The organism is Halosimplex carlsbadense 2-9-1, from assembly GCF_000337455.1.
In the GTDB taxonomy this organism is placed as follows: Archaea; Halobacteriota; Halobacteria; order Halobacteriales; family Haloarculaceae; genus Halosimplex; species Halosimplex carlsbadense.
In genome coordinates this window covers 89185-111619 of the sequence record NZ_AOIU01000031.1, presented here as the reverse complement: position 1 = coordinate 111619, position 22435 = coordinate 89185, and the positions used below count along the sequence as shown (strand labels likewise).

The following is a 22435-nucleotide window of genomic DNA, read 5'->3' as shown; positions in this document are numbered from 1 at the left end:
GCGTCGCGGCGGTCCGGTCCGGGACTCGGGTGGCGAGATTTATAACGCCGTATCCGGTACGGGGCGTATGGCGACCGACAACGACGAGCCGAGTTCGTTCGAGGACTTGCCGCTGCGCGTCGGCGCGGGCCAGTTCATGGACCCGGCGCCCGAACGTCTGCGATACATCAAACAGCTCGGTGCCGACGACGTCTTGCTGAACATGTACCAGGTCGACGAACCGGACTACGAACACATGCCCGACGACGAGCGGGTGCCGCTGACCGGCGACGGCGAGTGGTCCGCCGAGAACCTCCGGGAACTCCGCGAACGCGTCGAAGCGGAGGGCATGCGGCTCAACGCCATCGAGAACGTCCCCGTCTCCTTCTACGAGGACGTCATGCTCGACGGGCCGAACCGCGACGAACAGATGGAGAAGCTGAAGCGGACGATCCGCAACATGGGCGAAGCGGGCATCCCCGTCTTCGGCTACCACTGGGCGCCCGCGGGCGTCTGGCGCACCGGCTGGGCGACCACCCGCGGCGGCGCCGAGGTCTCCGTGTTCGACGCCGACGAAGCGGACGTCGACGAACTCACCCACGACCGGGAGTACACCGAGGAAGAGCTGTGGGACAACTACGAGTACTTCCTCGACGAGATCCTGCCCGTGGCCGAGGAGGCCGGCGTCACGCTGTGTCTCCACCCGAGCGACCCGCCGATGGAGCGACTGGGCGGGGTCCCCCAGCTGTTCCGTAACTTCGAGAACTTCAAGCGGGCGATGAACTACCGCGACAGCGACCACCACGGCCTCGACCTCTGTCTCGGCTGCTGGTCGGAGATGGGCGAACCGCTCGACGAGGTGGTCCGCTACTTCGGCGAGCGCGACGAGATCGTCTACGTTCACTTCCGCGACGTCTCGGGGACCGTCCCGAACTTCTCCGAGGACTTCATCGACGAGGGCAACTACGACGAGTACGAACTCCTCTCGCTGCTCGACGAGGTCGGCTTCTCGGGCATGATGATCCCCGACCACACCCCTCACCTGGAAGGTGACACCGACTGGGAACACCGCGGTCGGGCGTACACCATCGGCTACCTCCGCGGGATGCTGAAAGCGATGCGCGCCGAGCAAGCCGCCCGCGACGCCGGCGTCGAAGCCGTCGCTCAAGACTGAACCGACCCCCTTCCTCTCCGTCGGTCCCACGACTCGCAGTCGGCGCCCGCTCCCACAGCGGCCGTTCCGACTCGCGGCGACTATCGGTCGCGCGTCCTCAGGGCGGCCCGTGCCAGGGATCGGACGCCACCGTCCGCCACACACCTGTAAAACGAACGTCACGACATCCGTACACAATCGGTTCCACTATCGATGGAACGCCACTGGCACTAACGATCATTATATACAGCCCCGCTACGGGCCGGCGAACCCCTCCAGAAACCGGCCACGTGCGTGCTGATAACACACCATCTCCCCGAGATCGGAATACAGGTATACGACTGTAATGAGGGGGAGTCGTTCCACCATCAGTGGATTTTATCATCTGAGAGCCCAACAGTAACCTATGGGAATCACCGAACCGGGTGCGGGCGACACCGCGATCGGGGCCGTCGAGCGGGCCTTCGAAGTCGTCGGCGTCGTGCGCGAGCGGGGGACCGTGCGGATCGACGACGTGGCGACGGCGCTGGACATCCCCACGAGCACGGCCCATTCACATCTCGCGACGCTCGAATCCGTGGGGTACGTCGTTCAGGGCGAAGACGGCTATCGGCTGAGCTGTCGGTTCCTCCGCGACGGCGTCGCGGTCAGACAGCGGCGGAACGTCTTCCGCGCGACCAGGGCCGAGATCGAGGCGCTCGCCGAGTCCACGGGCGAGGTCGCCAATCTCGGGATGGAGGAGAACGGCCAGCGGGTCATCCTCTATCAGGCCGAGGGGACGGAGGCCGTCTACGACAACGCCCCGATCGGCGAACACACCGAGATGCACTGGACCGCCCTCGGCAAGGCTATCCTCGCGCACCTCCCCGCCGACTACGTCGACGAGGTCGTCGACACCTACGGCGTGCCGCGGGCCACCCGGCACACGATAACCGACCGCGACCGGCTGGACCGCGAACTCGCCAGGATCGAGGACCGCGGCTACGCGATCGAGGACGAGGAGCGCCGCGAGGGGATCCGGTCGATCGCCTCGCCCGTCGTCGTCGACGGGCGCGTGGTCGGTTCGATCTCCGTCTCCGGCCCGAAAGAACGGCTCGACGACGAGCGGATCGAGTCGGAGATCCTGCCCGAACTCCGCAACACCGTCAACGTCGTCGAGGTGAAGTACGCCTACGAGTAGGAACCGGGCGACGGGGGCCGCCCCACCAGCGGTCGCGCCCGGACAGCTACCTTTATGGCCGAATCGCCGGTTGGTCCGATCGACATGAGCTTCCTCGACGACGAAACCTATCTGCTCGAGACCGACGCCGCACGCGACCTGTACGAGACGATCGAGGGCCGGCCGATCCTCGACCCGCACAACCACGCCGACATCGTCGAGATCGTGGAAAACGACGGCTGGTCGGACATCTGGGAGGTACAGGGCGCGACCGACCACTACGTCTGGTCGATGATGCGAAAGCGCGGCGTCGACGAGGAACTGATCACCGGCGACGCCTCGAATCGCGAGAAGTGGGAGGCCTTCGCCGAGGTCGTCCCCGAGATGGCGGCCAATCCCGTCTACGAGTGGCTCCACCTCGATCTCAAGCGGCGCTTCGGCATCGAGCAGCCGGTCTCCGCCGAGACGGCCGACGAGATCTGGACGGAGACGAAATCGCAACTCGAGGACGACGACATGCGCCCGCAGGAGCTCTTGCGGGAGATGAACGTCGAGGTCCTCGCGACCACGGACAACCCCACGTCGCAGCTCGAATACCACGAGCGGGCGGTCGAGGAGGTCGAGGGCGTCGACATCCGCCCCACCTGGCGCGCGGACCCCGCGGTGAACGTCCAGAAGGCCGGCTTCCTCGACTTCGCCGACGACCTCGCGGACGCGACCGACTACGACACCGACGACTTCGCGGGCTACCTCGACGCGCTGGCGGCCACCCACGAGTACTTCGAGCACCACGGCTGCGCCGCGAGCGACCTGGGCGTTCTCGAACCCGTCTCGCGGCCGGTCAGCGAGGAGCGGGCGGCCGAAATCTACGCCAAGCGCCGCGCCGGTGAGTCGCTGTCCGAGCGGGAGATCGGCGACCTCCAGGCCTACCTCCTGGAGTTCATCGGCGAGCTGAACAGCGATGCCGGATGGGTCTCCCAGCTGCACATCGGCGCGCTGCGTGACTACCGCGAGCAGCTGTACGACGAACTCGGCGCCGCGTCGGGCGGCGACGTGTCGATGGGCGACCTGAATATCGCCGAGGGCCTGGACTACTACCTCGACCGCTTCGACGGGGAGGGCGAGATTATCCTCTACTGCGTCGACCCGAGCCACTACCCGACGCTGACGACACTCGCGCGGGCCTATTCGAACGTCAGCGTCGGCCCGGCGTGGTGGTTCAACGACAGCCCGTTCGGAATGGACCACCAGCTCGACTACGTCGGCAGCGTCGATCTCCTGGCCAACCACGCCGGCATGGTCAGCGACTCGCGGAAACTGCTCTCGTTCGACTCCCGGTTCGAGATGTTCCGGCGCACCCTCGCCAACGTCGTCGGGAAGAAGGTCGAACGCGGCCAGATCCCGCTCGACGTGGCCGAGGACCTGGTCGACCACGTCGCCTACGAGCGCCCGAAGGAACTGTACGGGTTCTGAGCCGCCCCTCCGCCGCGGACCGGTGTGATTATCGCGTTCGATTCCGCGACCGGTTCACTTTTTGTCGGTGGCTCTGCTGAGTCGTGGTATGGATATCGACGTACCGAGTTCGTTCGACGAGCGCGACTGGGGCCGCCCGGTCGACGGCGGTCCCGTCCGGTTCGCCGTCCTCGGCCTGGGCTGGTTCGCGCCGGACGTGGCGATCCCGGCGATCGAGGAGTCCGACTACTGCGAGACGACGGTCGTCGTCAGCGGCGGTCGTGAGAAGGCCGAGCGCGTCGCCGAGGAGAAGGGCGTGGCTCACGCGCTGACATACGACGACTACGCCGACGGCGAGGCCAGCGACGCTTACGACGCCGTCTACGTCTGCACCCCGAACGCTCTCCATCTCCCCCACGTCGAGACCGCGGCGGAACTCGGCAAGGACGTGCTCTGCGAGAAACCCCTGGAGGCAAACGGCGAGCGCGCCCGCAAGTGCGTCGAGGCCTGCGAGGCGGGCGGCGTGGAACTGATGACCGCCTACCGGATGCACACGACCCGGTCGATTCGCTGGGTTCGCGACGTAGTGCAGGACGGCGCCATCGGCGACCCAGTCCACGCCCGCGGCGCCTTCTCCTACAACCTGATCGCCGCCGGCGAGGACATGGACCAGTGGCGCCTGAACCCGGACCTCGCGGGCGGCGGTCCACTGATGGATCTGGGCGTCTACCCGATGAACACCTCGCGGTTCGTCCTCGACGCCGACCCCGAAGCGGTCCACGCGACCACCGTCGAGGGACCGCCCGAGTTCGACGGCCTGGAGAAGTACGTCGCGTTCACGATGGAGTTCCCCGACGGCCAGGTCGCCGAGTGCGACAGCGGCTACGAGGTCGCCGGCGACAACTACTTCGAGGTCGGCGGCACCCACGGCCGCATCCGCGTCGACGTGCCGTTCAACGTCGACGCCGACCGGACGATCACTGTCAGCAAGGGTGGCGAGGAGCAGGTCGTCGAGGTCGAGGAACCCTCCGAGATGGTCGAGGAGTTCGACTACTTCGCCACCGGCGTCCTCACCGACATGGAGATCGAACCCGACGGCCGGCACGGCTACGAGGACATGCGGATCGCCGACGCCATCTACGAGTCCGGGGAGAGCGGCGGTCGGATCGAGCTGTAACATCCGCACGGCCGTTCCCGTCCGAAGCGCTCAGACGAGTCGAAAATCCGTCGCGAGGAACGGGTTCACTCCGAGCAGCACGAACCGGTACCGTCCAGGGTTCAACGCCAGTTCGACGGTCCCGTGGTCGTCGAGCGCGGCCTGGGACATCGTGACCGTCTCCGAGGTCGTACCCCCGGGCGCCAGTTCGGTGCTACACTGCGCGAACGCGTCCGCGTCGGTCCACAGCACGTCGCTCCACTCGCCGTCCCCGCGTCGCTGGACCGTCCAGGGGACCTGACAGCCCAGTCCGACGGGCGACGGGCCCGTGTTCCTGATCTCGAACCGCGCCGGCTCGCCGAGCTCGACCGTCTCCGTCGCGCTGACGAGTTCGAGTCGCTCGTGGGAGTACGCGACCCGGTTCCCGCCGTGAGCCTCTCTCAGCGGCCGGGGTCTGTCGTTTGCTGACCGCCCGAATCCGGCCCAGTACAGCCCCGCCGCACCGACACCCGAGGCCGCGACACCGAGGAGGTGGCGTCGGTTCATGAATCCAACGAGGGACAGGGTTCGGAAAAAGTTCCCTCCGGAAGTTCGAACTACCCGCTCGTCAGGCCTCGTAGTTCGCGAGCGTGTCCTTGATCGCGTCGTAGGCGGGCTTGGGGTCGTTGCCCGAATCGAACAGGAGCGGGTCGCCGGTGAGGTTCTCGAACCAGTTGGGGATCCACGAGTCGGAGTCCCGAACCCCCCAGACGATCATGGTGTCGACGCCCTCGTCGAGACAGACCTCGGTGATGTCGCGGTAGAACTCGGCCTGTTTCTCCCAGCGGGCCTCCTGGTCGCCGGGGTCGTCACCGGGCAGGTAGGCCACGTCCATCTCCGTGATCTCCACGTCCAGACCCAGGTCCTTGAACCGGCGGATGTTCTCCGCCACGGAGTCGATACCGGGCTTCTCGTGGAGCGCGTGCATCTGGAGGCCGACGCCGTCGATGGGGACGCCCCGATCGAGCATCCGTTCGACGAGGTCGTAGATGGCGTCGGATTTGACGTTGACGCCGTCGGCGCCGTAGTCGTTGTAGTACAGGTCGGTGTCGGGGGCGACCTCGTTGGCCCAGCGGAAGGCGTCGTCGAGGTACTCCTCACCGAACGTCTCGTACCAGAGGTTCTCGCGCATGGTGCCGTCGTCGGCGACGGCCTCGTTGACCACGTCCCAGGTATCGACGGTGTCGCGATACCGGCCCGCGGCCGTGTGGACGTGCTCGCGCGTGAACTCTTCGAGCTGTTCGGGTGTGTAGTCCCACTCCTGGAACCACTCGGGCGTCTGGTTGTGCCAGACGAGCGTGTGGGCCCGGACGGACTGGTCGTGCGCGCGGGCGTAGTCGACGACCGCGTCCGCGTCGTTGAAGTCGTAGACGCCGGGGTCGGGCCGGAGCGGTCCCATCTTCAGGGCGTTCTCGGCGGTGACGTAGTTGAACTCGTTGCGCAGGATCTTCTTGTAGGCGGGGTCGGTCCGGAGCGGCTGTGCCGCCACGGCCGCACCGATCTCGAAGTCCCGGTCCTCGGCCACGTCGCGCAGCCTGTCGTTGTCTGCCATACCCCGAACAGGCGAGCACTCCGGAATAAAGATACCGGGGACATTCTCGCTCGTGATTCCAGCCCTGCTCCGGGCCCGTCCCGGTTTCGTCGTGATACGTTCGGGGGGTTCCGGATCGGCCCGCCGTGAGAGGTATCCTCAAGAGGGACCCGTCTGAGGGTCCGGCATGCACGTAACGGCCCTCCGACGGGACGCCGACGGCCCGCTGTTCGACGCGGGCGACCACCGACTGAAGCTGCAGGTCCTCGCCGACGACATCGTTCGACTCGTCTACACCGCCGGCGACGAGGTTCCAGACCCCGAAAGTCCGATGATCGTCGAGCAGGACCCCAGCGGCGAGTGGGACCTGGTCCAGCGCGAGAGCGAGTTCGAACTGGTCACCTCCGCCATGCGGGTCGAACTCGACCGGGAGACCGGCGCGCTGACCTGGCGTGACGCCGACGGCGACCTGCTCGTCCGCGAGCCCGCCGACGGCGGGAAGTCGCTCGTCCCCGTCTCCCCCGAAGACCTGTCCGTGGGCGACCACGAGGTCGCCAGTCCCCGCGACAGTCTCGACCGCGAGGCGTACTCGACGCGGCTGGACCTGGAGTTCGACGACAGCGAGGCGATCCTCGGCCTCGGCCAGCACGAGGGCGGCGTCGCCGACTACAGCGGGGAGAGCCAGACCCTCTACCAGGGCAATACCAAGGTCGCGATGCCGGCGATCCTGTCGACCGGCGGCTACGGGATGCTCTGGAACACCGGCTCGCTGACGACGTTCCACGACGACCACGAGGGGTCGTACGTCTGGACGGAGTGCGACGACGCGCTGGACGTGTTCGTCGTCGCCGGCGACCCCGACGACGTGATCGCGGGCTTTCGCGAGCTGACCGGCGAGGCGACGATGCTGCCGAAGTGGTCCTACGGCTACGTCCAGTCCAAGGAACGCTACGAGACGGGCGAACAACTGGTCGACGTGGTCGACGAGTACCGCGACCGCGAGGTGCCCATCGACTGCGTCGTCCAGGACTGGCAGTACTGGCCCGACACCGAGGAGGGCCACCCGAACTTCGAGGAGTGGGGCGGCCCCGCCGGCGACTGGGGCCAGTGGGGCCAGAAGTCGTTCCACCCCGGACGATACCCCGACCCGTCGGCGACGATGGACGCCCTCCACGACCGGAACGTCCGACTGATGGTCTCGATCTGGCCGAACATGCTCGCCGGCGAGAACTACGACGAGATGCGCGACGCCGGCCACGTCCTCGACGACGCGGACGTGCCGGCGCCCGGCAACGAGCAACGGTACTACGACGCCTTCTCCGAGGAGGCCCGGGACATCTACTGGAACCAGGCGAAGGAGGGGCTGTTCGACCACGGCGTCGACGCGTGGTGGTGCGACTCGACGGAGCCGTACGACCCCACCTGGACCCTGCCCACGGCGCCGGACCCGTTCGCGCTCGCCAAGCACACCACCGACGCGTTCAAGCGCGTATTCGACCCGGGCTACGTCAACACCTACTCGCTCCACCAGGCGAAGGGGATGTACGAGGGCCAACGCGCGACCACCGACGACAAACGGGTCATCAACCTCACGCGCTCGGGCTATCCCGGCCAGCAGCGCTACGGCGCGATCACCTGGTCCGGGGACATCGAGGCGACCTGGGAGCGCTACCGCACACAGATCGCCGACGGCCTGCAGTTCACCGCCGCCGGGAATCCGAAGTGGACGCTGGACGTGGGCGCGTTCTTCGTCGGCGACGGTCCGTCGTGGATCACCGACGGCGACTTCGACGACGGCGTCGACGACCTTGGCTACCGGGAGCTGTACGTCCGCTGGTTCCAGTACGGCGCCTTCCTGCCGATGTTCCGCTCGCACGGCACCGACACGCCTCGCGAGATGTGGCGCTTCGGCGAGCCCGGCGACCGCACCTACGACACGCTCGTGACGTTCGACCGACTCCGTTACCGCCTCCTGCCGTACCTCTACTCGCTGGCCGGCTGGGAGACCCACCGCGACTACACGATGTATCGCCACCTCGCGCTGGCGTTCCCGGACGACGAAGACGCCCACGACGTGGGCGACCAGTTCATGTTCGGCCCCTCTCTGCTCGTTTGCCCCGTCACCGAACCGATGTACTACGGCCCCGACTCCGAGGAACTGGATGGGAAGGCCGAAGCCCGCGAAGTGTATCTCCCCGAGGGAACGGAGTGGTACGACTTCTGGACCGGCGAGCGCTACGAGGGCGGCCAAACGATACTGGCCGACGCGCCCCTGGAGAAGCTGCCGCTGTTCGTGAAAGCCGGCAGTGTCCTCCCGATGGGGCCCGAAGTCCAGCACACGGGGGAGAAGCCCGACGCGCCGTGGCAACTGCGCGTCTACCCGGGTCGCGACGGGGAATTCGACGCCTACGAGGACGCCGGCGACGGCTACGACTACGAGGACGGCGACTACGCGTTCACCCCTATCCGCTGGGACGACACCGCCGACGAACTCACTGTCGAAGACCGGGAGGGGTCGTTCCCGGAACTGGTCGAGCACCGCGAGTTCGAGGTCGTCGTGGTCGGTGAGGGTGAGGGCGTCAGCGTCGACCCCGCAGACCCCGACGCGACGCTCGAATACGACGGCAGTGAGACGAGCGTCGACGTGGAACGATAGAGGGGGCGGTTCCTTCCGGTAAATCCACGGGACGAGGGCAACGCAGACGAAAGCGGTGCGGTCGGCGCGTGCTGTCGAGCGTGCCCGCCTCCTGGCGGGCCGCTCGAAACAGTCGCGCGAGGGATGAGCGACAACAGGAGTGAATCGGCTGGGGTGGTTCGTGGCCGTCTGCGGTTGCTGTGCGGGGCGGTTGCTGTCGCGGTGCCGTTCCTGGCGGACTGAAAGGGCGAGGGCTTTCATCGCTCGCCGTCGATTACGGTCGCTGTCGTTCGACTTTGTTTCAAAACACGCACACTCGAATCCACCACTCAACTCGCAACCCGAACGGTCCGCGACCTATCACGTCGACCCCGACACTCAAGTCGCTCGCACACCCCGTGCCACTATGCAATTCGACTGGATGGTCGGCTGTTACGCGGGCGCGGGCGTCCACCGGGACACCCCACTCCTCGAACACGTCGACCGCGAGACGGTGATGGCGGGGGTCGACGCGGCCGTCGACGCGGGGCTCGACGGCCTGTGGGCGCCGGACCACTTCATGCTCGGGCCGAACCACGAGGAGTTCGAGGTGTGGACGCTCCTCTCCGCGCTCGCCGAGCGGACCCACGGAACCGACCTGGATATCGGGCCGCTCGTCGGCTCGATCACCTACCGCAACCCCGCCCTGCTGGCGAAGATGGCGACGACCGTCGACCACCTCTCCGACGGCCGGGTCCGCCTCGGCCTCGGCTGTGGCTGGCACCGCGAGGAACACGAGGCCTACGGCTATGACTTCCCGCCGGTGAACGAACGCATCGACATGCTGGACGAGGGGATCCGCGTGGTGAAGGCGATGTTCACCGAGGCCGAGCCCGACTTCTCGGGCGACCACTACGAGATCGACGACGCCTACAACGAGCCGAAACCGCTCCAGGACCCCCACCCGCCGATCGTCGTCGGCGGCGCTGGCCCGCGGATGCTCAGACTCGCCGCCCGTCACGCCGACGAGTGGAACGTCGAGATATCCGGGCGAGCCCGTGGCAAGCCGATCGAGTTCAAAGCTCGAAAGTTCGACGAGTATCTCGAAGCGGAGGGGCGCGACCCCGACGAGGTCGAGCGGTCGTGGCTCGCCCACTGCATCGTCCGCGAGGACCCCGACGAACTCGACCGGCTGTGCGAGGAGATCTTCCCGCTGCCGTGGGGCGAAGAGGAAGACGTGGACGACCAGCTCACGACGCCCGAGGAGGCCCGCGAGAAAGGCGATTTCCTGATCGGGACGCCCGCGGAAGTGGCCGAGCAGATCGAACCGATCCGCGAGCTGGGCTTCGGGAAACTGCAGCTAATATTCCCGGACTTCCCGAGCACCCGGGGGATCGAGCTGTTCGGTGACGAGATCGCGCCGCGGGTCGACTGAACGGGCGATTCGGGCGGTTTCCGCCCTCTCACTCTCCCATCGTGGTGGCGTGGCCGAGCAGCAGGAAGACCGGCGCCGTGTAGTCGATGGCCCACTCGTTGACCGAGTACGACGCCGTGGCGTCGACGTAGCACTTCGCCGGCGGCGCGTCGGTCTCGGCGATGTACGCCGCGAGGGTCTCGTCGTCGCCGTTGCGGTTGGCGCCGCCGACGACCATCCCCGGGATGGACGTTCCAGTCCCCTCGACCAGGCGGTCGTGGGGGTTTCTCGGTGGGTGGGTCCCCTGGCCGGTCACGTAGCTGTACCCGGTCGGTGTCCGCCCGAGCGCGTAGTGCAACTGGTCGAGCGCGCCCGTCACGTAGCGGTCGTCCGAGTCGATCGCGTTCGCGAGCAGGAGCATCCCGCCTTTCGAGAGGGCGAGCTTCGTCGACGCCCAGTGGTAGTCCTCGGTGTCGAGCGCGCAGCCGTAGCCATCGGCCTCGATATCGGCGACGAGGTCGTCGGCGTAGTCGAGGAAGGCCGACGCGAGCCGCTCGGCGCGGGCGTCGTCGGCCGCGTCCGCGGAGAGATACGCCCACTGGCCGAGCGAGAGCGCGTCCGTCCAGACCGGCGCCCGGGGTGGGGCGTCGAAGCGGTCGACGAACCGGACTTCGAGGTAGTCGGCGTAGCGCGTGTCGCCGGTCGTCTTCAGCAACTCCGCGGCGGCCCAGAACCGCTCCTCTCGGTCGGTGTCCTTTCGGTAGGGGCCGGAGCCGTCGTCCTGGCCCGCGTCGAAGCGGAACTCGGGGTCGGGATTGTCTTCGAGGTAGTCGTGGGCCGCTCGGGCGTTGTCGAGCGCGCGCTCGGCGAACGCCGGCGCGTCGTCGGCGTACACCCGCGCGGCCATCGCCATCGCGGCCGCGTACTGCGCGGTGCCGAACGTCGACAGCCCGTAGACGTACCGCTCGCGGTCGTCGTCGGTCGGCGCCTCGTCGACGGCGGGCCATTCGCTGGCGGCCACCTTGTGATAGACGGCGCCGTCCTCCCGCTGCATCCGTTCGAGCCACTCCAGCTCGAACGCCGCCTCGACGAGCAGATCGGGCAGTTCGGATTCGCGCTCCCCGTCGGCCGCCGACCGCTCGACACCAAGCCGCTCGACGGGCAGGTCGCACTGCCCGGCCTCGAACGCCGCCGGATAGCGCTCGTACGCCAGCAGCATCTGTCCCACGGTCACCGCGGCCGGCGGGACGTACTTGCCGTAGTCGCCGGCGTCGTACCAGCCGCCGGCAACGTCGAGTTCCTGCCCTTCCTCGCGGAACGCGTCGCCGAAATACATGCGCGCCTCGGCGTCCTGGGTGTGACCCGGCGGCACGTCGAGCCCGGTGACCGGGTCGTCGATCGCGGTGTTCGACCGCTTGAGCGTGTACAGGCGGACGGCGTCGGCCAGCACCCCGTCGTACACGCCCGTGCCGACGCGGACGGGGACCGATTCGTCGGCCGTCTCGCGAAGGTCGCCGTCGGCCGTCTCGCCCCGGCCGACCGCGACCCGGTACTCGCCAGGCTCCGAGAGCGTCGAGAAGTCGGCCCGCCGGACCGTCTCGCCCGCGTCCGGACTGTCGATCGGGTTCGAGAGTGCCCCCGCGAGGGCGACCGTCCCGTCCCCAGCGTCGCGGACGGCGAACCGTTCGGCCTCGACAGTGGAGCCGTCGGATTCGACGGCGACGACCGCCCGTTTCGGCGCCGACGGAAGGTAGCCGACCTGGTCGACGCGGACCCGCTCTGTGGGTCGCTCGGACCCTCGTTCGAGGTCGCTCATTCGTTGCCCGTCGTTGCCGGCCCCCGACAAAAAGCGCGCGGTTGGTCGGCTAACTCTCCGGTTCCGGCGGTCGAGTCGGCGGGGCGCCCGCTCGGGCGACCGCCGGTAGCGACGCGCCGGGGCCACCCGATAAGTCACCCGTCACCGAACAGTCTCTCCGGAACCCGAACGGGCATGCGTGCGGGCGGCGAGCGATCGAACATGCCCGACACGCGCGTCACGGTCTGGAACGAGTTCGTCCACGAGCAGGAGTCGGAGACGGTCGCGGAGATCTATCCCGACGGGATCCACGGCGCCATCGCCGACGCGCTCGAAGAACGCGGGTTCGACACCGAGACCGCGACACTGCAGGAGCCCGAACACGGGCTGACCGAAGACGTGCTCGCCGAGACCGACGTGCTGACCTGGTGGGGCCACACCGCCCACGACGAGGTCGACGACGCGGTCGCCGAGCGGGTCGTCGAGGCCGTCCGCGACGGAATGGGGCTGCTCGTCCTCCACTCGGCGCACTTCTCGAAGGTGTTCAAGCGGCTGATGGGCACGAGCTGTTCGCTGAAGTGGCGCGAGGCCGCCGAGCGCGAGCGGCTGTGGGTCATCGAGCCGAGCCACCCGATCGCCGACGGGATCGACGACTGCATCGAACTCGACGAGGCGGAGATGTACGGCGAGCGCTTCGACATCCCACAACCCGAGACCCTCGTCTTCAACTCCTGGTTCGAGGGCGGCGAAGTGTTCCGCTCGGGCTGTACCTACCGCCGCGGCAGCGGCCGCATCTTCTACTTCCGACCCGGCCACGAGACCTACCCCGTCTATCACAACGAAGAGATCCGGAACGTCCTCGCCAACGCCGTCGAGTGGGCCGCGCCGAGCGACGACCGCGCCACCTCCAGCGGCGGCAACACCGACCCCCGCGAGGACATCGACACGTCCGACGAGCGGACCGTCCACTGACCGGTCGGTCTCGTTCGAAGCGGTCGAGGAGCGTTACTCCTCGACGGTCGGCGGCCGCGGCGTCTCCGGTTCCTCCTCTTCCTCGTCCTCGTCGGGGATGAACTGCGGCGCGATCTGCCACTTGAAGTAGGCGGTCCACCCCAGCGAGACGACCGCGAACAGTGCGAAGATGAAGAGGTTCAGCGGCGGCGTCCCGGGCGTCGAGAGCCAGAGAGCGCTGAACATCACCCCGAAGGTGTAGATGAACACCGCCCCGTCGACCGGTTCGATTTCCATACCCGGTGTCTGAGGCGGGCGTGCATAGAACTGGCGTTCGACGCGTTCGGGTGTGTCCGCTCCCGATCGGGTGCCCCGCTAGCGTTCGGGCGTCCTCGCCTGACTCGGCGGGAGCGCCGTCACTCCCCGGCGTCCGACCGCCGGAGCGTCCCCGCCTGGACGTGGTAGTGGACGGGCGCCGCCGGCTCCCCCCGACTCATCCCGAGCGAGCGGTCCGCGTCGGCCGACACGGAGAACTCGCTCAGTTCCGCCCAGAGCCCGGTTCGGTCCTGGGCGAACACGAAGTTCGGGACCGCGTAGTTGTACCAGCGGGCGCAGCGTCGGGCCGCCTCGCGGAAACCTTCGGCGTCGGTCCCGCCGTCGCGCAGGCGGTCGACCGCCTCGCAGAGCGCGACCGTCTCGCCGGCGTCGTGTTCGTAGGTCGCGCCGCCGTCGCCGTAGTCGGCGCCGTCGACCGCCAGCGAGCCGGGTTCGGACGGGAGCGTCACCGACGCCGGGACCGACGCCAGCGGCGGGTCCTCGCGGCAGCTTCCCAGCGGGTTGCCCGCCACGGCGATCGGCGGCATCGACATCCCGCTCTCCCAGACGGAGAACCAGTCGCCGTAGTACGGCAGCACCGACCGGCCGGCGGGCGCGTTCGAGACGAGCAGATCGAATCCGCCCGCCTCGACGTTGCCCTCGTAGGAAATGCCGCCGGCGAGCAGCTGCTCTGTCTCGACGGCAATCCCGAAGGATTTCAGGCGGGCGACCAGCGTCTGCACGTCGCCGATCTCCGACGAGAAGACCGAGAGCAGCAGGGAGAGCTCCTCCCCGTCCGGACCCGTCCACAGGCCGTCGACGCGCTCGTAGCCGGCCCGGCGCAGCCACCGCGCCGCCAGGTCGGTGTCCGATTCGAGCGGATAGGTGTACAGCGACTCGACGAACGACTCGCCGAGCGCGCGCTCGGCGATCGACCCGAGCGTCCCGGCGTCGGACGAGGGCGCCATCGACCCGCGGCCGTACTGGTTCGAGCGCATGCGCCCGAACGGCGCGGCGGCGACGATGGCTCGGCGTACCCACAGCCGCCGGAGGTGGTCGTTGGCCCAGTTGAACGTGAGCTGGCGCCCGCCGCCGGCGGGGTTGGGCCAGGTCCTCAGCTGCTCGATGTCGTCGGGCACCTGTTTTCGGAAGAAGTCGGCTTTCGACTCGGCGATCACGCCCCGCCCGAAGTCGATCTCGTCGCCGTTGACGAAGTCCCGCGGATCGTACAACGAGCCCGACGGGCGACCGCCGCCCCCGCCGCCCCTGAGTCCCGACATCGCCGGCGCGCCCATCCCCGCCCCGCAGACGATCCGGAGCGTCGGTCGGTCTGTGGGGCCGGGATACTCCGACCGGGGTTCGGCGTAGACGAACTCCGTGTTGGTGCGCAGGCCGTGGGGGAGTTCGACCAGTTCGCTGGTCACGTCGTCGGCCGACCGGACCTCGTAGCGCCCGGTTCCGTAGCCCTCCTCGGCGAACGTCTCCACGGACAGCTTCCCCTGGTGGTAGTCGAGGTACGTCTGTCGGACCGCCTCCTCCGTCGTCGCGTCCGCGAACTGTTCGACCCAGGGCTCGCTGTAGGCGGGCGGCAGCGGCGCCATGCCGGGGTGGGCGTTCGCCCGCGCGGCCACCGGGTTCGTCGGCCCGGCGAGTGGCTCCCGCCGGTAGACGGTGTCGCTCTCCAGCTCGCTCCCGAACGACTCCTCGCGGAAGGCGCCGTTCGTCTCCAGCCACCCGATCCGGTCGCGGAGGTAGTACGCCCGGCCGTCGAGGGGCTCGCCCGACCAGTAGGTCAACCGGTCGTCGAACCGATACCGGATCGACCCCCCGTCGGTACCCTCGAACGACTCGACGGCGCAGGGGACCGACAGGGTCGACCCGTCGACCGTCCAGGTGTGGCCGCTCGTGAGCGACTCACCGGTCGGCGCGTGCGTCGGGAGGACGAGGCTCTGGAGAAACCCCTCGAAGTGCGGCCGCCCGGCGGGGGTGTTCATGCTCGGCCCCATGTCGAGCGTGCTCGGTTGGGCGCCCGTCATCACCGACACCACCGGCCCGTCCACCTCGCGTTGCCGACCGGCCGTCGTCGAGTCGCCGTCGGACTCGTTCGAACAGCCCGACAGCGCCGCTGCGGCGGCCGTCCCGGCGATCGAAATGAACGCTCGTCTGTCCACTGTCCCGGAACCGGTCCGTCCACTGTCCGCGCCACCGTCGATGTCGCCGCGGTCGTGAGGGTCGCCAGCCATCGATACCGGCACCTAGTGACAGTTGATGTTAACGTTTCGCCCGACCGGGTAGCAACGTTTATTCGAGCCCGGTGACCGAAAGACAGGCATGCACAGGACCTTCGAGACGACGACGGAACGGCGCCAGCGGACCCTCGACGGACAGTGGGAGTTCCTCACCGACCCCGGAAACGAGGGGTACGAAGCCGACTACGGCGAGTCGTTTCCGACCGAGGAAGCGGATCGACTCAGCGTTCCGAGCTCCTGGAACGCCCACCGGGAGTACGCCGACTACGTCGGCCCGGCGTGGTATCGACGGACGTTCGAGACCCGGGCCGAGGGGTCCCAACTGTTCACTTTCCACGGGGTCGCCCGCGACGCGACGGTCTATCTCGACGGCGAGGAGATCGCGAGTCACGAGGGGTCCTACACGCCGTTCACCGGGCTCGCCCGAAACCTCGACGCGGGCGAACACGAACTGGTCGTCCGCGCCGACAACACCCGCAGGGAGGCGACGCTCCCCCACGACGACGCCGACTGGTTTCCCCACGGCGGTATCCACCGCGAGGTGGTCGTCGAGCGCGTGCCCGACGTGTACGTTCGGAACCTCGCCGTCGACTACGACCTCTACGGGGACGAAGCGACCGTCGCAGCGGAGGTGACGCTCCACAACGTGGGCCCGCGACCGGCCGAACCCGACCTGACCGTCTCGGTCGGCGACGCATCGGTCACCGACTCCGTCGAAGTGGACGGGATGGACGCCGCCACGGCGACGCTCGCTCTCGACGTCGAGGACGTGGACCGCTGGACGCCCGACGACCCGATGCTCTACGACGTCGAAGCGCGACTGCACGGCGAGCGGGCCGAGCGCGAGGGTGGCGCCTTCGTCGACGACCTGCGCGACCGGATCGGCTTTCGCACCGTCTCGACGGGCGGCCGCGAGATCCTCGTCAACGGCGAGCCGGTCGATATCGCCGGCGTCAACCGCCACGAGGACCACCCGGAGTGGGGATCCGCCCAGCCGCTGCGGGTCCAGGAACGGGACCTCGACCTGATACGGCGGGCCGGCTGTAACGCGGTCAGGTGCTCGCACTACCCGAACCATCCGCGTTTTCTCGACCTCTGTGACGAGGCGGGCGTGCTCGTGGTCGAGGAGATCCCGCTGTGGCAGGTCGACGAGTCGACGATGGTGTCCACTCAGGAGCGCGCCCAGCGCACGCTCCTGGAGGCGATCGAGCGGGACCGCCACCACCCCTCGATCTTCGCCTGGAGCCTCTCGAACGAGTGCGCGAACGACGAGGCGACAGTCGTCGAAGGCACCCGCAAGCTGAAGTGGACCGCCGACGGCGTCGACGGCTCGCGGCTGATCACGGTCGCCTCGAACAGCGACTGGGAGGGCGAGACCGACGGGGTCTTCGAGTTCTGTGACTTCCTGTCGGTCAACGCCTACTGGGGCTGGTACCGCGACGGCGACTGGGGCGAGTTCCTCGACGGTATCGAGGCCGACTACGGCGAGAAACCGATCGTCGTCACGGAGTTCGGCGCCGGCGCCGTCCCCGGCGACCGCACCCACGAGGGCCGCAAGTGGTCCGAGTCCTACCAGGCGGACCTGCTCGCCGACTGCGTCGACCTGTTCCGCGAGCGCGAGAGCGTCGCCGGGTTCACCGTCTGGCAGTTCTGCGACACGCTCACGGATCCCGACCGGGCGATGACGCGACCGCGGACCCGCAACAACAAGGGCGTCCTCGACGAGTATCGCCGGCCCAAAGAAGCCTATCGCGTCCTCCGCGACCGCCTTACCGACGAGTAGCCACGGCGAACGCCGTTCTCGATTCGATTGTTTACTCGATACCGAGTATGGGGGCCTTACACTCGTAATTATGTAATCCGGACGCGGCTCAGTACTGTATATCGGGCGTGCGATACGGCGTACCGTTCCGTGAGTTGGCTCGTCTCGCCTCTGAACCTCAGTGTCGGCGTCTCGATATCGTTCTATTTGAGAAGGGCACAGTTCTGTCTGTGTATAGGGCCGCTTCCCGAGATATCCGGTCCAGACTGCATCACTGGCGGCTTCGACGAGATATTCGGCGCATATCTCCGGATGTATTTACAGAACGATCTCCATCTTTAGAGAACAACTTTCTCGGCAGAAGAGGCGGAGTTCGTACCGACGAGACGGTCGGTCGTGGAGGGTGGATCGACGTTCACGGTCGTCGTCCGTCGGACCGGACCGTTCACAGGCCGTCCAGGCCGAAGGGAGGTCGGGGGCGAAGCGACCGGTCGATCGGTGAGGTGGGCCACCGCAGAGGCCGCTGGCACTGGCGGCCGAAGCGGTCGGGAGGGTGGTGGCCGAACGGTGCTGAGGAGAAAACAGGTCGAGTTAGACGTCGACCCACTCGCCGGCGTCGTCGGACGCCTCGATCGCGGCGAGCAGTTCCTGCACGCGATAGCCGTCCTCGAAGGAAGGGCTGTGGGCCTCGCCGGCGGCGGCCGCCGAGAGGAACTCGAAGTTCTCGTGGACGAACGTGTGTTCCCAGCCGATGACGTGGCCCTCGGGCCACCAGTGGTCGATGTAGGGGTCGTCGGGGGCGGTGACGTTGATCGTCTGGAAGCCCCGATCACCTTCGGTGAGCAGTTCGAGTTCGTTCAGGCGTTCGAGCGAGAACGAGAGGCTGCCTTTCGACCCCTCGATGGCGATCGTGTGGTCGTTCTTGCGGCCGTTGGCGAACCGCGACGCCTCGAAGGTCGCCATCGCGCCGTTCTCGAACTCGGCCTGTGCGGTGTAGGCGTCGTCGACGGTCACCTCGCGCGTCTCCGTCGAGTCGCCACCGCCCCCCTCCAGCGATCCCTCGTCGCCGCCGGGGACCGGCCGTTCGTCGACGAACGTCTGGAGATGCCCCGACAGCCGCGAGATGTCGCCGGCGCGGTCGCCGACGAGGAAACGCGCCAGGTCGATGGTGTGGGCGCCGAGGTCACCGAGCGCGCCCGACCCCGCGTGTTCCTTCGAGTTGCGCCAGGACCACGGCGCCTCGGGGTCGACCAGCCAGTCCTGGAGGTACCGCCCGCGGACGTGGTGGATATCGCCGAGTTCGCCCGCGTCGATCAGGTTCTTCGCGTACCGGATCGCGGGGATGAACCGGTAGTTGAAGGCGATGCCCGCGGTCGCCGCCGAGTCGCGGGCGGCGTCGCGCATGCGCTCGGCGTCGTCGAGCGTGTGCGCGAGCGGCTTCTCGCAGAAGACGTGCGTGTCGGCCTCCAGCGCCGCGATCGAGGGGTCGGCGTGGATGTTGTTCGGTCCGAGGTTGTAGAACACGTCCACCTCCTCGACCACGTCTTCCCAGTCGGTCGCGTACCTGTTGAAGCCCAGCTGGTCGGCGGCGTCCGCGAGCGCCTCCTCGTCGCGCCCGACGATGACCTCCCGCTCGACCGCGGGCGCCTCCGGGAAGAACATCGGCAGGCGCGCCAGCGCGTTCGCGTGGGCTTTGCCCATGAAGCGATAGCCGAGGACGCCGACGGAGAGTGATTCCTCCGTCATGGTTCAGGCCCAGTAGGCGTCGCCGGGGGTGGTCTCGAAGACGGAACGCTGGAGCACGTCGATGGCCTTCTCCAGGCCCTCGTTCGGGGAGGTCAGCGAGTCCTCGTGCTCGATGGAGAGGGCGCCGTCGTAGTCGATCATCCGCAGGGTCGAGACCACGTCCTTCCAGAACTCCTCGCCGTGGCCGTAGCCGATCGACCTGAACAGCCACGAGCGGTCCGGTTCCTCCGTGTAGGGCTCGGTGTCCAGCACGCCCTTGACGCGGGAGTTCGACTCGTAGACCTTCGTGTCCTTGGCGTGGAAGTGATGGATGGCGTCTTCCTCGCCGAGGAAGCGGATGGCCTCGGTGATGTCGATGCCCTGCCAGAACAGGTGCGACGGGTCGAAGTTCGCGCCGATGTACTCGTTGGTCCGCTCGCGCAGTTCGAGCATTCCCGTGGGTTCGTACACCAGCATGTTCGGGTGCATCTCGATGCCGACGTACACGTCGTGGGCTTTCGCGTGTTCGGCCAGATCCGACCAGTACTCCTCGGCGACCTCCCACTGGTACTCGTGGGCCTCGTGGTGCTCGTTCGGCCACGGCGCCGTGATCCAGTTGGGCGTCTCGTCGTTCGGACCGCCCGCCGGGAGGCCGGAGAAGCAGGTCACCGCGTCGACGCCGAGCTGGTCGGCCAGCTCGATGGCCTCCCGGAGTTCGGTGTCGGCTCGAGCCGCCCGCTCGTCGTCGGGGTGGAGCGGGTTGTTGTGCGTCGCCAGGGCCGAGACGTACAGGTCGTGCTCATCGAGGCTGGCCTGCAGGTCGGCCTGGGCGTCCTCGTCGTCGAGATACTCCTCGCGCGGGAGGTGGTCGTCGCCGACGAACCCGCCACAGCCCAGTTCGACGGCGTCGACGCCCTGGTCGGCCAGGTACGCGAACGCGTCGTCGAGCGATTCGCCGCCGAGTGCCACTGTCAGCACACCTACGTCCATGTGTGTTCACCTCTCTCGAACGCTCAAAAACTCTTGCGGTGGCGGTACCCCTCGCCGCGGCTTCGGGCGATTCTCGGCGCGTCGACGCGCCGAATCGCGGGGGTTCGCCGGGTCCCGGGAGCCACCCGACGTCGAAACCGCCACCGTCGCCCGCGGGGGCGCGGCCACGCGATTCGGGTTCGCGTCCGTGGCCCGGCAAAACTAAATACTGGCTGTCCATCACAGTGAGTAGCATGAGATACTTCCGAGTGACGCGCGGGGACGACGAGCGGTTGGTAGTGTCCGACGGAGACGACTCCTACGACCTGACGAGCGCGCCCGACGGCCCGTCGACGGTCGTCGAGTTGCTCGCGGCCGACGAGACGCGCCAGGGCCTCGACGAGGCCGCCGAGGCCTACCTCGACGACGCCGAGGAGATCGAGTTCGACGACGACGACCTCGTGCTTCCCGTCGAGCCGCCCGAGGTGTGGGCGTCGGGCGTCACCTACCAGATCAGCGAGGAGGCCCGCCAGGAGGAGAGCGACAAGCCGGACGTGTACATCGACGTCTACGAGAGCGAGCGGCCCGAAGTCTTCTTCAAGGCGACGCCGAGCCGGACGGTCGGTCCGAACGAGTCGGTCGGTATCCGCGGCGACTCCGACTGGGACACGCCCGAGCCCGAACTCGCCATCGTCCTCTACCAGGGCGAGATCGTCGGGTTCACCATCGGCAACGACATGTCCAGCCGCTCGATCGAGGGCGAGAACCCGCTGTACCTCCCGCAGGCGAAGGTGTACGACCGCTGTGCGGCGCTCGGTCCCAGCGTTACCTCCGCCGGCGAAGTCGACGACCCCCACGACCTGGAGATGACGATGCAGATCCACCGCGACGGCGAGGTCGTCTACGAGGGCCAGACCAACACCGGCGAGATGGTCCGCACCTGCGAGGAGCTGTCCTCCTACCTCACCCGCCACAACGTCGTCCCCGACCTCACCGTTCTGATGACCGGAACGGCCCTGGTCCCCGAGGGCGACTTCACGCTCCACGAGGACGACCTCGTCGAGATCGAGATCGAGGACATCGGAACCCTGACGAACCCCGTAACGACGGTCTGACCTGTCTTCCACCTCCCTCGACAATTGGCTCGGTCCCGAGTGAACTTCTGAACGACCGTTTGCGATTGCGGAACGGTTATTACGGGCCAGTGTATTGAGTCGGAGTATGGCGCAGACCGCGCGGAACACGGTGAAATCGGTCGAACGCACGTTCCGGATCATCGGTGGGCTTCAGGAGCTGGGGGGCGCGGGCGTGACGGAGCTGTCGACGCACCTGGACCTCCCGAAGAGCACGGTCCACAACTACCTGAGCACGCTCGAACAGGAGGCCTACGTCGTCAAAGCCGACGACGAGTACCGCATCGGCCTCCGATTCCTCGAACACGGCGCGTACGCCCGCAACCAGTCGCAGATCTTCGAGATCGCTCGTCCCGAACTCGACCGGCTGGCCAACGAGACCGGCGAGCTCTGTAACCTGCTCGTCGAGGAGCACGGCAAAGGCACGTACCTCTACCGGACCCGCGGCGAGAACGCCGTCCGCGTGAAAGAACACGTCGGCAACCGCGTCTGTCTCCACAGCACGGCGCTGGGCAAGGCGATCCTCGCCCACTGCTCCGAGGAGCGCGTCGACGAGATCATCGACCGCCACGGCCTCCCCGAGACCACCGACCGCACCGTCACCGACCGGGACGAACTGTTCGAGACCCTCGCCGAGATCCGCGAGCGCGGCGTCGCGTTCGACGACGAGGAACGCCTCTCGGGCCTCCGCTGCGTCGCCGCGCCCGTCCTCAGCAACGACGACCGCGTCCTCGGTGCCATCTCCGTCTCCGGCCCCTCCCACCGCTTCGAGGACCAGCGCTTCCGCGAGGAACTTCCCAAGCGCGTCCTCGAAACCGCCAACGTCCTCGAACTGAACGTTACCTACTCGTAGTCGATAGTTTAGTCGAACTTCAGGTACGACCTCGTTCTCATACTATTCTTGTCTTTTTCTCCCACGAAGAGAGGCGAATCGGCGTATACACTGAATACGCCGTATCGGCGGCCAAGTAGCGCCCTGGACAGAGTTGCCTTCGACGGAATCGGTTTTACCATTCTCACCTTCGGTTCGTCGATGGGG

17 protein-coding genes are annotated in these 22435 nt (G+C 67.7%); 10 read left to right on the top strand and 7 right to left on the bottom strand.

Translation table 11 applies throughout. The features are described from left to right. Window positions 1-67 precede the first annotated feature (67 nt). The 4 genes from C475_RS12900 (at window position 68) to gfo6 (ending at window position 4920) form a co-directional block, all read left to right on the top strand. The gene (locus C475_RS12900) at window positions 68-1153 is read left to right on the top strand and encodes a mannonate dehydratase (RefSeq protein ID WP_006884283.1); all 1086 of its coding nucleotides are present in this window, start codon (window positions 68-70) and stop codon (window positions 1151-1153) included. A 385-nt stretch (window positions 1154-1538) separates the two neighbouring features. Continuing rightward, on the top strand, window positions 1539-2312 hold the full coding sequence (locus C475_RS12895; protein ID WP_006884282.1) for an IclR family transcriptional regulator: 774 nt from the start codon (window positions 1539-1541) through the stop codon (window positions 2310-2312). A gap of 84 nt (window positions 2313-2396) precedes the next feature. Beyond that, entirely contained in the window at window positions 2397-3764 is a 1368-nt protein-coding gene (gene uxaC, locus C475_RS12890) for a glucuronate isomerase (RefSeq protein WP_049930617.1), read from the top strand. An 88-nt stretch (window positions 3765-3852) separates the two neighbouring features. Then, a complete protein-coding gene (gfo6, locus tag C475_RS12885) occupies window positions 3853-4920 on the top strand; it encodes a D-xylose 1-dehydrogenase Gfo6 (protein ID WP_006884280.1) in 1068 nt (355 codons plus the stop codon). 30 nt (window positions 4921-4950) lie between these two features. On the opposite strand, the gene C475_RS12880 is transcribed toward gfo6, so the two are convergent. Both C475_RS12880 and C475_RS12875 read right to left on the bottom strand, forming a co-directional pair. Beyond that, window positions 4951-5445 carry an immunoglobulin-like domain-containing protein gene (locus C475_RS12880; RefSeq protein ID WP_006884279.1) on the bottom strand — a complete coding sequence of 165 codons (495 nt, stop codon included), beginning with the start codon at window positions 5443-5445 and terminating at the stop codon, window positions 4951-4953. Window positions 5446-5506: 61 nt separating this feature from the next. After that, on the bottom strand, window positions 5507-6490 hold the full coding sequence (locus tag C475_RS12875; protein WP_006884278.1) for an endo-1,4-beta-xylanase: 984 nt from the start codon (window positions 6488-6490) through the stop codon (window positions 5507-5509). A 166-nt stretch (window positions 6491-6656) separates the two neighbouring features. Between C475_RS12875 and C475_RS12870 the strand changes: the two genes are divergently transcribed. Together C475_RS12870 and C475_RS12865 are read left to right on the top strand one after the other, a co-directional pair. Beyond that, window positions 6657-9125 carry a glycoside hydrolase family 31 protein gene (locus tag C475_RS12870; protein WP_006884277.1) on the top strand — a complete coding sequence of 823 codons (2469 nt, stop codon included), beginning with the start codon at window positions 6657-6659 and terminating at the stop codon, window positions 9123-9125. A 385-nt stretch (window positions 9126-9510) separates the two neighbouring features. Further along, entirely contained in the window at window positions 9511-10518 is a 1008-nt protein-coding gene (locus C475_RS12865) for an LLM class flavin-dependent oxidoreductase (protein ID WP_049930558.1), read from the top strand. A gap of 28 nt (window positions 10519-10546) precedes the next feature. Here the strand turns inward: C475_RS12865 and C475_RS12860 are convergent, their stop codons facing one another. After that, the gene (locus tag C475_RS12860; RefSeq protein ID WP_006884275.1) at window positions 10547-12313 is read right to left on the bottom strand and encodes a glycoside hydrolase family 9 protein; all 1767 of its coding nucleotides are present in this window, start codon (window positions 12311-12313) and stop codon (window positions 10547-10549) included. A 201-nt stretch (window positions 12314-12514) separates the two neighbouring features. Here C475_RS12860 and C475_RS12855 point away from each other — a divergent pair, with 201 nt between their 5' ends. Then, window positions 12515-13264, top strand: coding sequence for a ThuA domain-containing protein (locus C475_RS12855; protein WP_006884274.1), 750 nt, complete (start codon window positions 12515-12517; stop codon window positions 13262-13264). A 33-nt stretch (window positions 13265-13297) separates the two neighbouring features. On the opposite strand, the gene C475_RS12850 is transcribed toward C475_RS12855, so the two are convergent. Both C475_RS12850 and C475_RS12845 read right to left on the bottom strand, forming a co-directional pair. Continuing rightward, window positions 13298-13540, bottom strand: coding sequence for a hypothetical protein (locus C475_RS12850; RefSeq protein ID WP_006884273.1), 243 nt, complete (start codon window positions 13538-13540; stop codon window positions 13298-13300). 119 nt (window positions 13541-13659) lie between these two features. After that, window positions 13660-15801 carry a periplasmic substrate-binding domain-containing protein gene (locus C475_RS12845; protein WP_006884272.1) on the bottom strand — a complete coding sequence of 714 codons (2142 nt, stop codon included), beginning with the start codon at window positions 15799-15801 and terminating at the stop codon, window positions 13660-13662. Between the two features lie 88 nt (window positions 15802-15889). On the opposite strand from C475_RS12845, the gene C475_RS12840 reads away from it, so the two are divergent. Then, window positions 15890-17590, top strand: coding sequence for a glycoside hydrolase family 2 protein (locus C475_RS12840; protein WP_006884271.1), 1701 nt, complete (start codon window positions 15890-15892; stop codon window positions 17588-17590). Between the two features lie 570 nt (window positions 17591-18160). Here the strand turns inward: C475_RS12840 and C475_RS12835 are convergent. Together C475_RS12835 and C475_RS12830 are read right to left on the bottom strand one after the other, a co-directional pair. Further along, window positions 18161-19315 (bottom strand): Gfo/Idh/MocA family protein, encoded by a 1155-nt coding sequence (locus tag C475_RS12835; RefSeq protein WP_006884270.1) that lies wholly within the window; start codon window positions 19313-19315, stop codon window positions 18161-18163. A 3-nt stretch (window positions 19316-19318) separates the two neighbouring features. After that, a complete protein-coding gene (locus C475_RS12830) occupies window positions 19319-20284 on the bottom strand; it encodes a sugar phosphate isomerase/epimerase family protein (RefSeq protein ID WP_006884269.1) in 966 nt (321 codons plus the stop codon). Between the two features lie 233 nt (window positions 20285-20517). Between C475_RS12830 and C475_RS12825 the strand changes: the two genes are divergently transcribed. Further along, window positions 20518-21378 (top strand): fumarylacetoacetate hydrolase family protein, encoded by an 861-nt coding sequence (locus tag C475_RS12825; protein ID WP_006884268.1) that lies wholly within the window; start codon window positions 20518-20520, stop codon window positions 21376-21378. A 106-nt stretch (window positions 21379-21484) separates the two neighbouring features. Next, window positions 21485-22249, top strand: coding sequence for an IclR family transcriptional regulator (locus tag C475_RS12820; RefSeq protein WP_006884267.1), 765 nt, complete (start codon window positions 21485-21487; stop codon window positions 22247-22249). Window positions 22250-22435 lie beyond the last annotated feature (186 nt).

Bases quoted from the DNA above. Each gene is read 5' to 3' on its own strand.
- C475_RS12900 (WP_006884283.1), top strand. From the start codon at position 68: ATGGCGACCGACAACGACGAGCCGAGTTCGTTCGAGGACTTGCCGCTG.
- C475_RS12895 (WP_006884282.1), top strand. From the start codon at position 1,539: ATGGGAATCACCGAACCGGGTGCGGGCGACACCGCGATCGGGGCCGTC.
- uxaC (WP_049930617.1), top strand. From the start codon at position 2,397: ATGAGCTTCCTCGACGACGAAACCTATCTGCTCGAGACCGACGCCGCA.
- gfo6 (WP_006884280.1), top strand. From the start codon at position 3,853: ATGGATATCGACGTACCGAGTTCGTTCGACGAGCGCGACTGGGGCCGC.
- C475_RS12880 (WP_006884279.1), bottom strand. From the start codon at position 5,445: ATGAACCGACGCCACCTCCTCGGTGTCGCGGCCTCGGGTGTCGGTGCG.
- C475_RS12875 (WP_006884278.1), bottom strand. From the start codon at position 6,490: ATGGCAGACAACGACAGGCTGCGCGACGTGGCCGAGGACCGGGACTTC.
- C475_RS12870 (WP_006884277.1), top strand. From the start codon at position 6,657: ATGCACGTAACGGCCCTCCGACGGGACGCCGACGGCCCGCTGTTCGAC.
- C475_RS12865 (WP_049930558.1), top strand. From the start codon at position 9,511: ATGCAATTCGACTGGATGGTCGGCTGTTACGCGGGCGCGGGCGTCCAC.
- C475_RS12860 (WP_006884275.1), bottom strand. From the start codon at position 12,313: ATGAGCGACCTCGAACGAGGGTCCGAGCGACCCACAGAGCGGGTCCGC.
- C475_RS12855 (WP_006884274.1), top strand. From the start codon at position 12,515: ATGCCCGACACGCGCGTCACGGTCTGGAACGAGTTCGTCCACGAGCAG.
- C475_RS12850 (WP_006884273.1), bottom strand. From the start codon at position 13,540: ATGGAAATCGAACCGGTCGACGGGGCGGTGTTCATCTACACCTTCGGG.
- C475_RS12845 (WP_006884272.1), bottom strand. From the start codon at position 15,801: ATGGCTGGCGACCCTCACGACCGCGGCGACATCGACGGTGGCGCGGAC.
- C475_RS12840 (WP_006884271.1), top strand. From the start codon at position 15,890: ATGCACAGGACCTTCGAGACGACGACGGAACGGCGCCAGCGGACCCTC.
- C475_RS12835 (WP_006884270.1), bottom strand. From the start codon at position 19,315: ATGACGGAGGAATCACTCTCCGTCGGCGTCCTCGGCTATCGCTTCATG.
- C475_RS12830 (WP_006884269.1), bottom strand. From the start codon at position 20,284: ATGGACGTAGGTGTGCTGACAGTGGCACTCGGCGGCGAATCGCTCGAC.
- C475_RS12825 (WP_006884268.1), top strand. From the start codon at position 20,518: ATGAGATACTTCCGAGTGACGCGCGGGGACGACGAGCGGTTGGTAGTG.
- C475_RS12820 (WP_006884267.1), top strand. From the start codon at position 21,485: ATGGCGCAGACCGCGCGGAACACGGTGAAATCGGTCGAACGCACGTTC.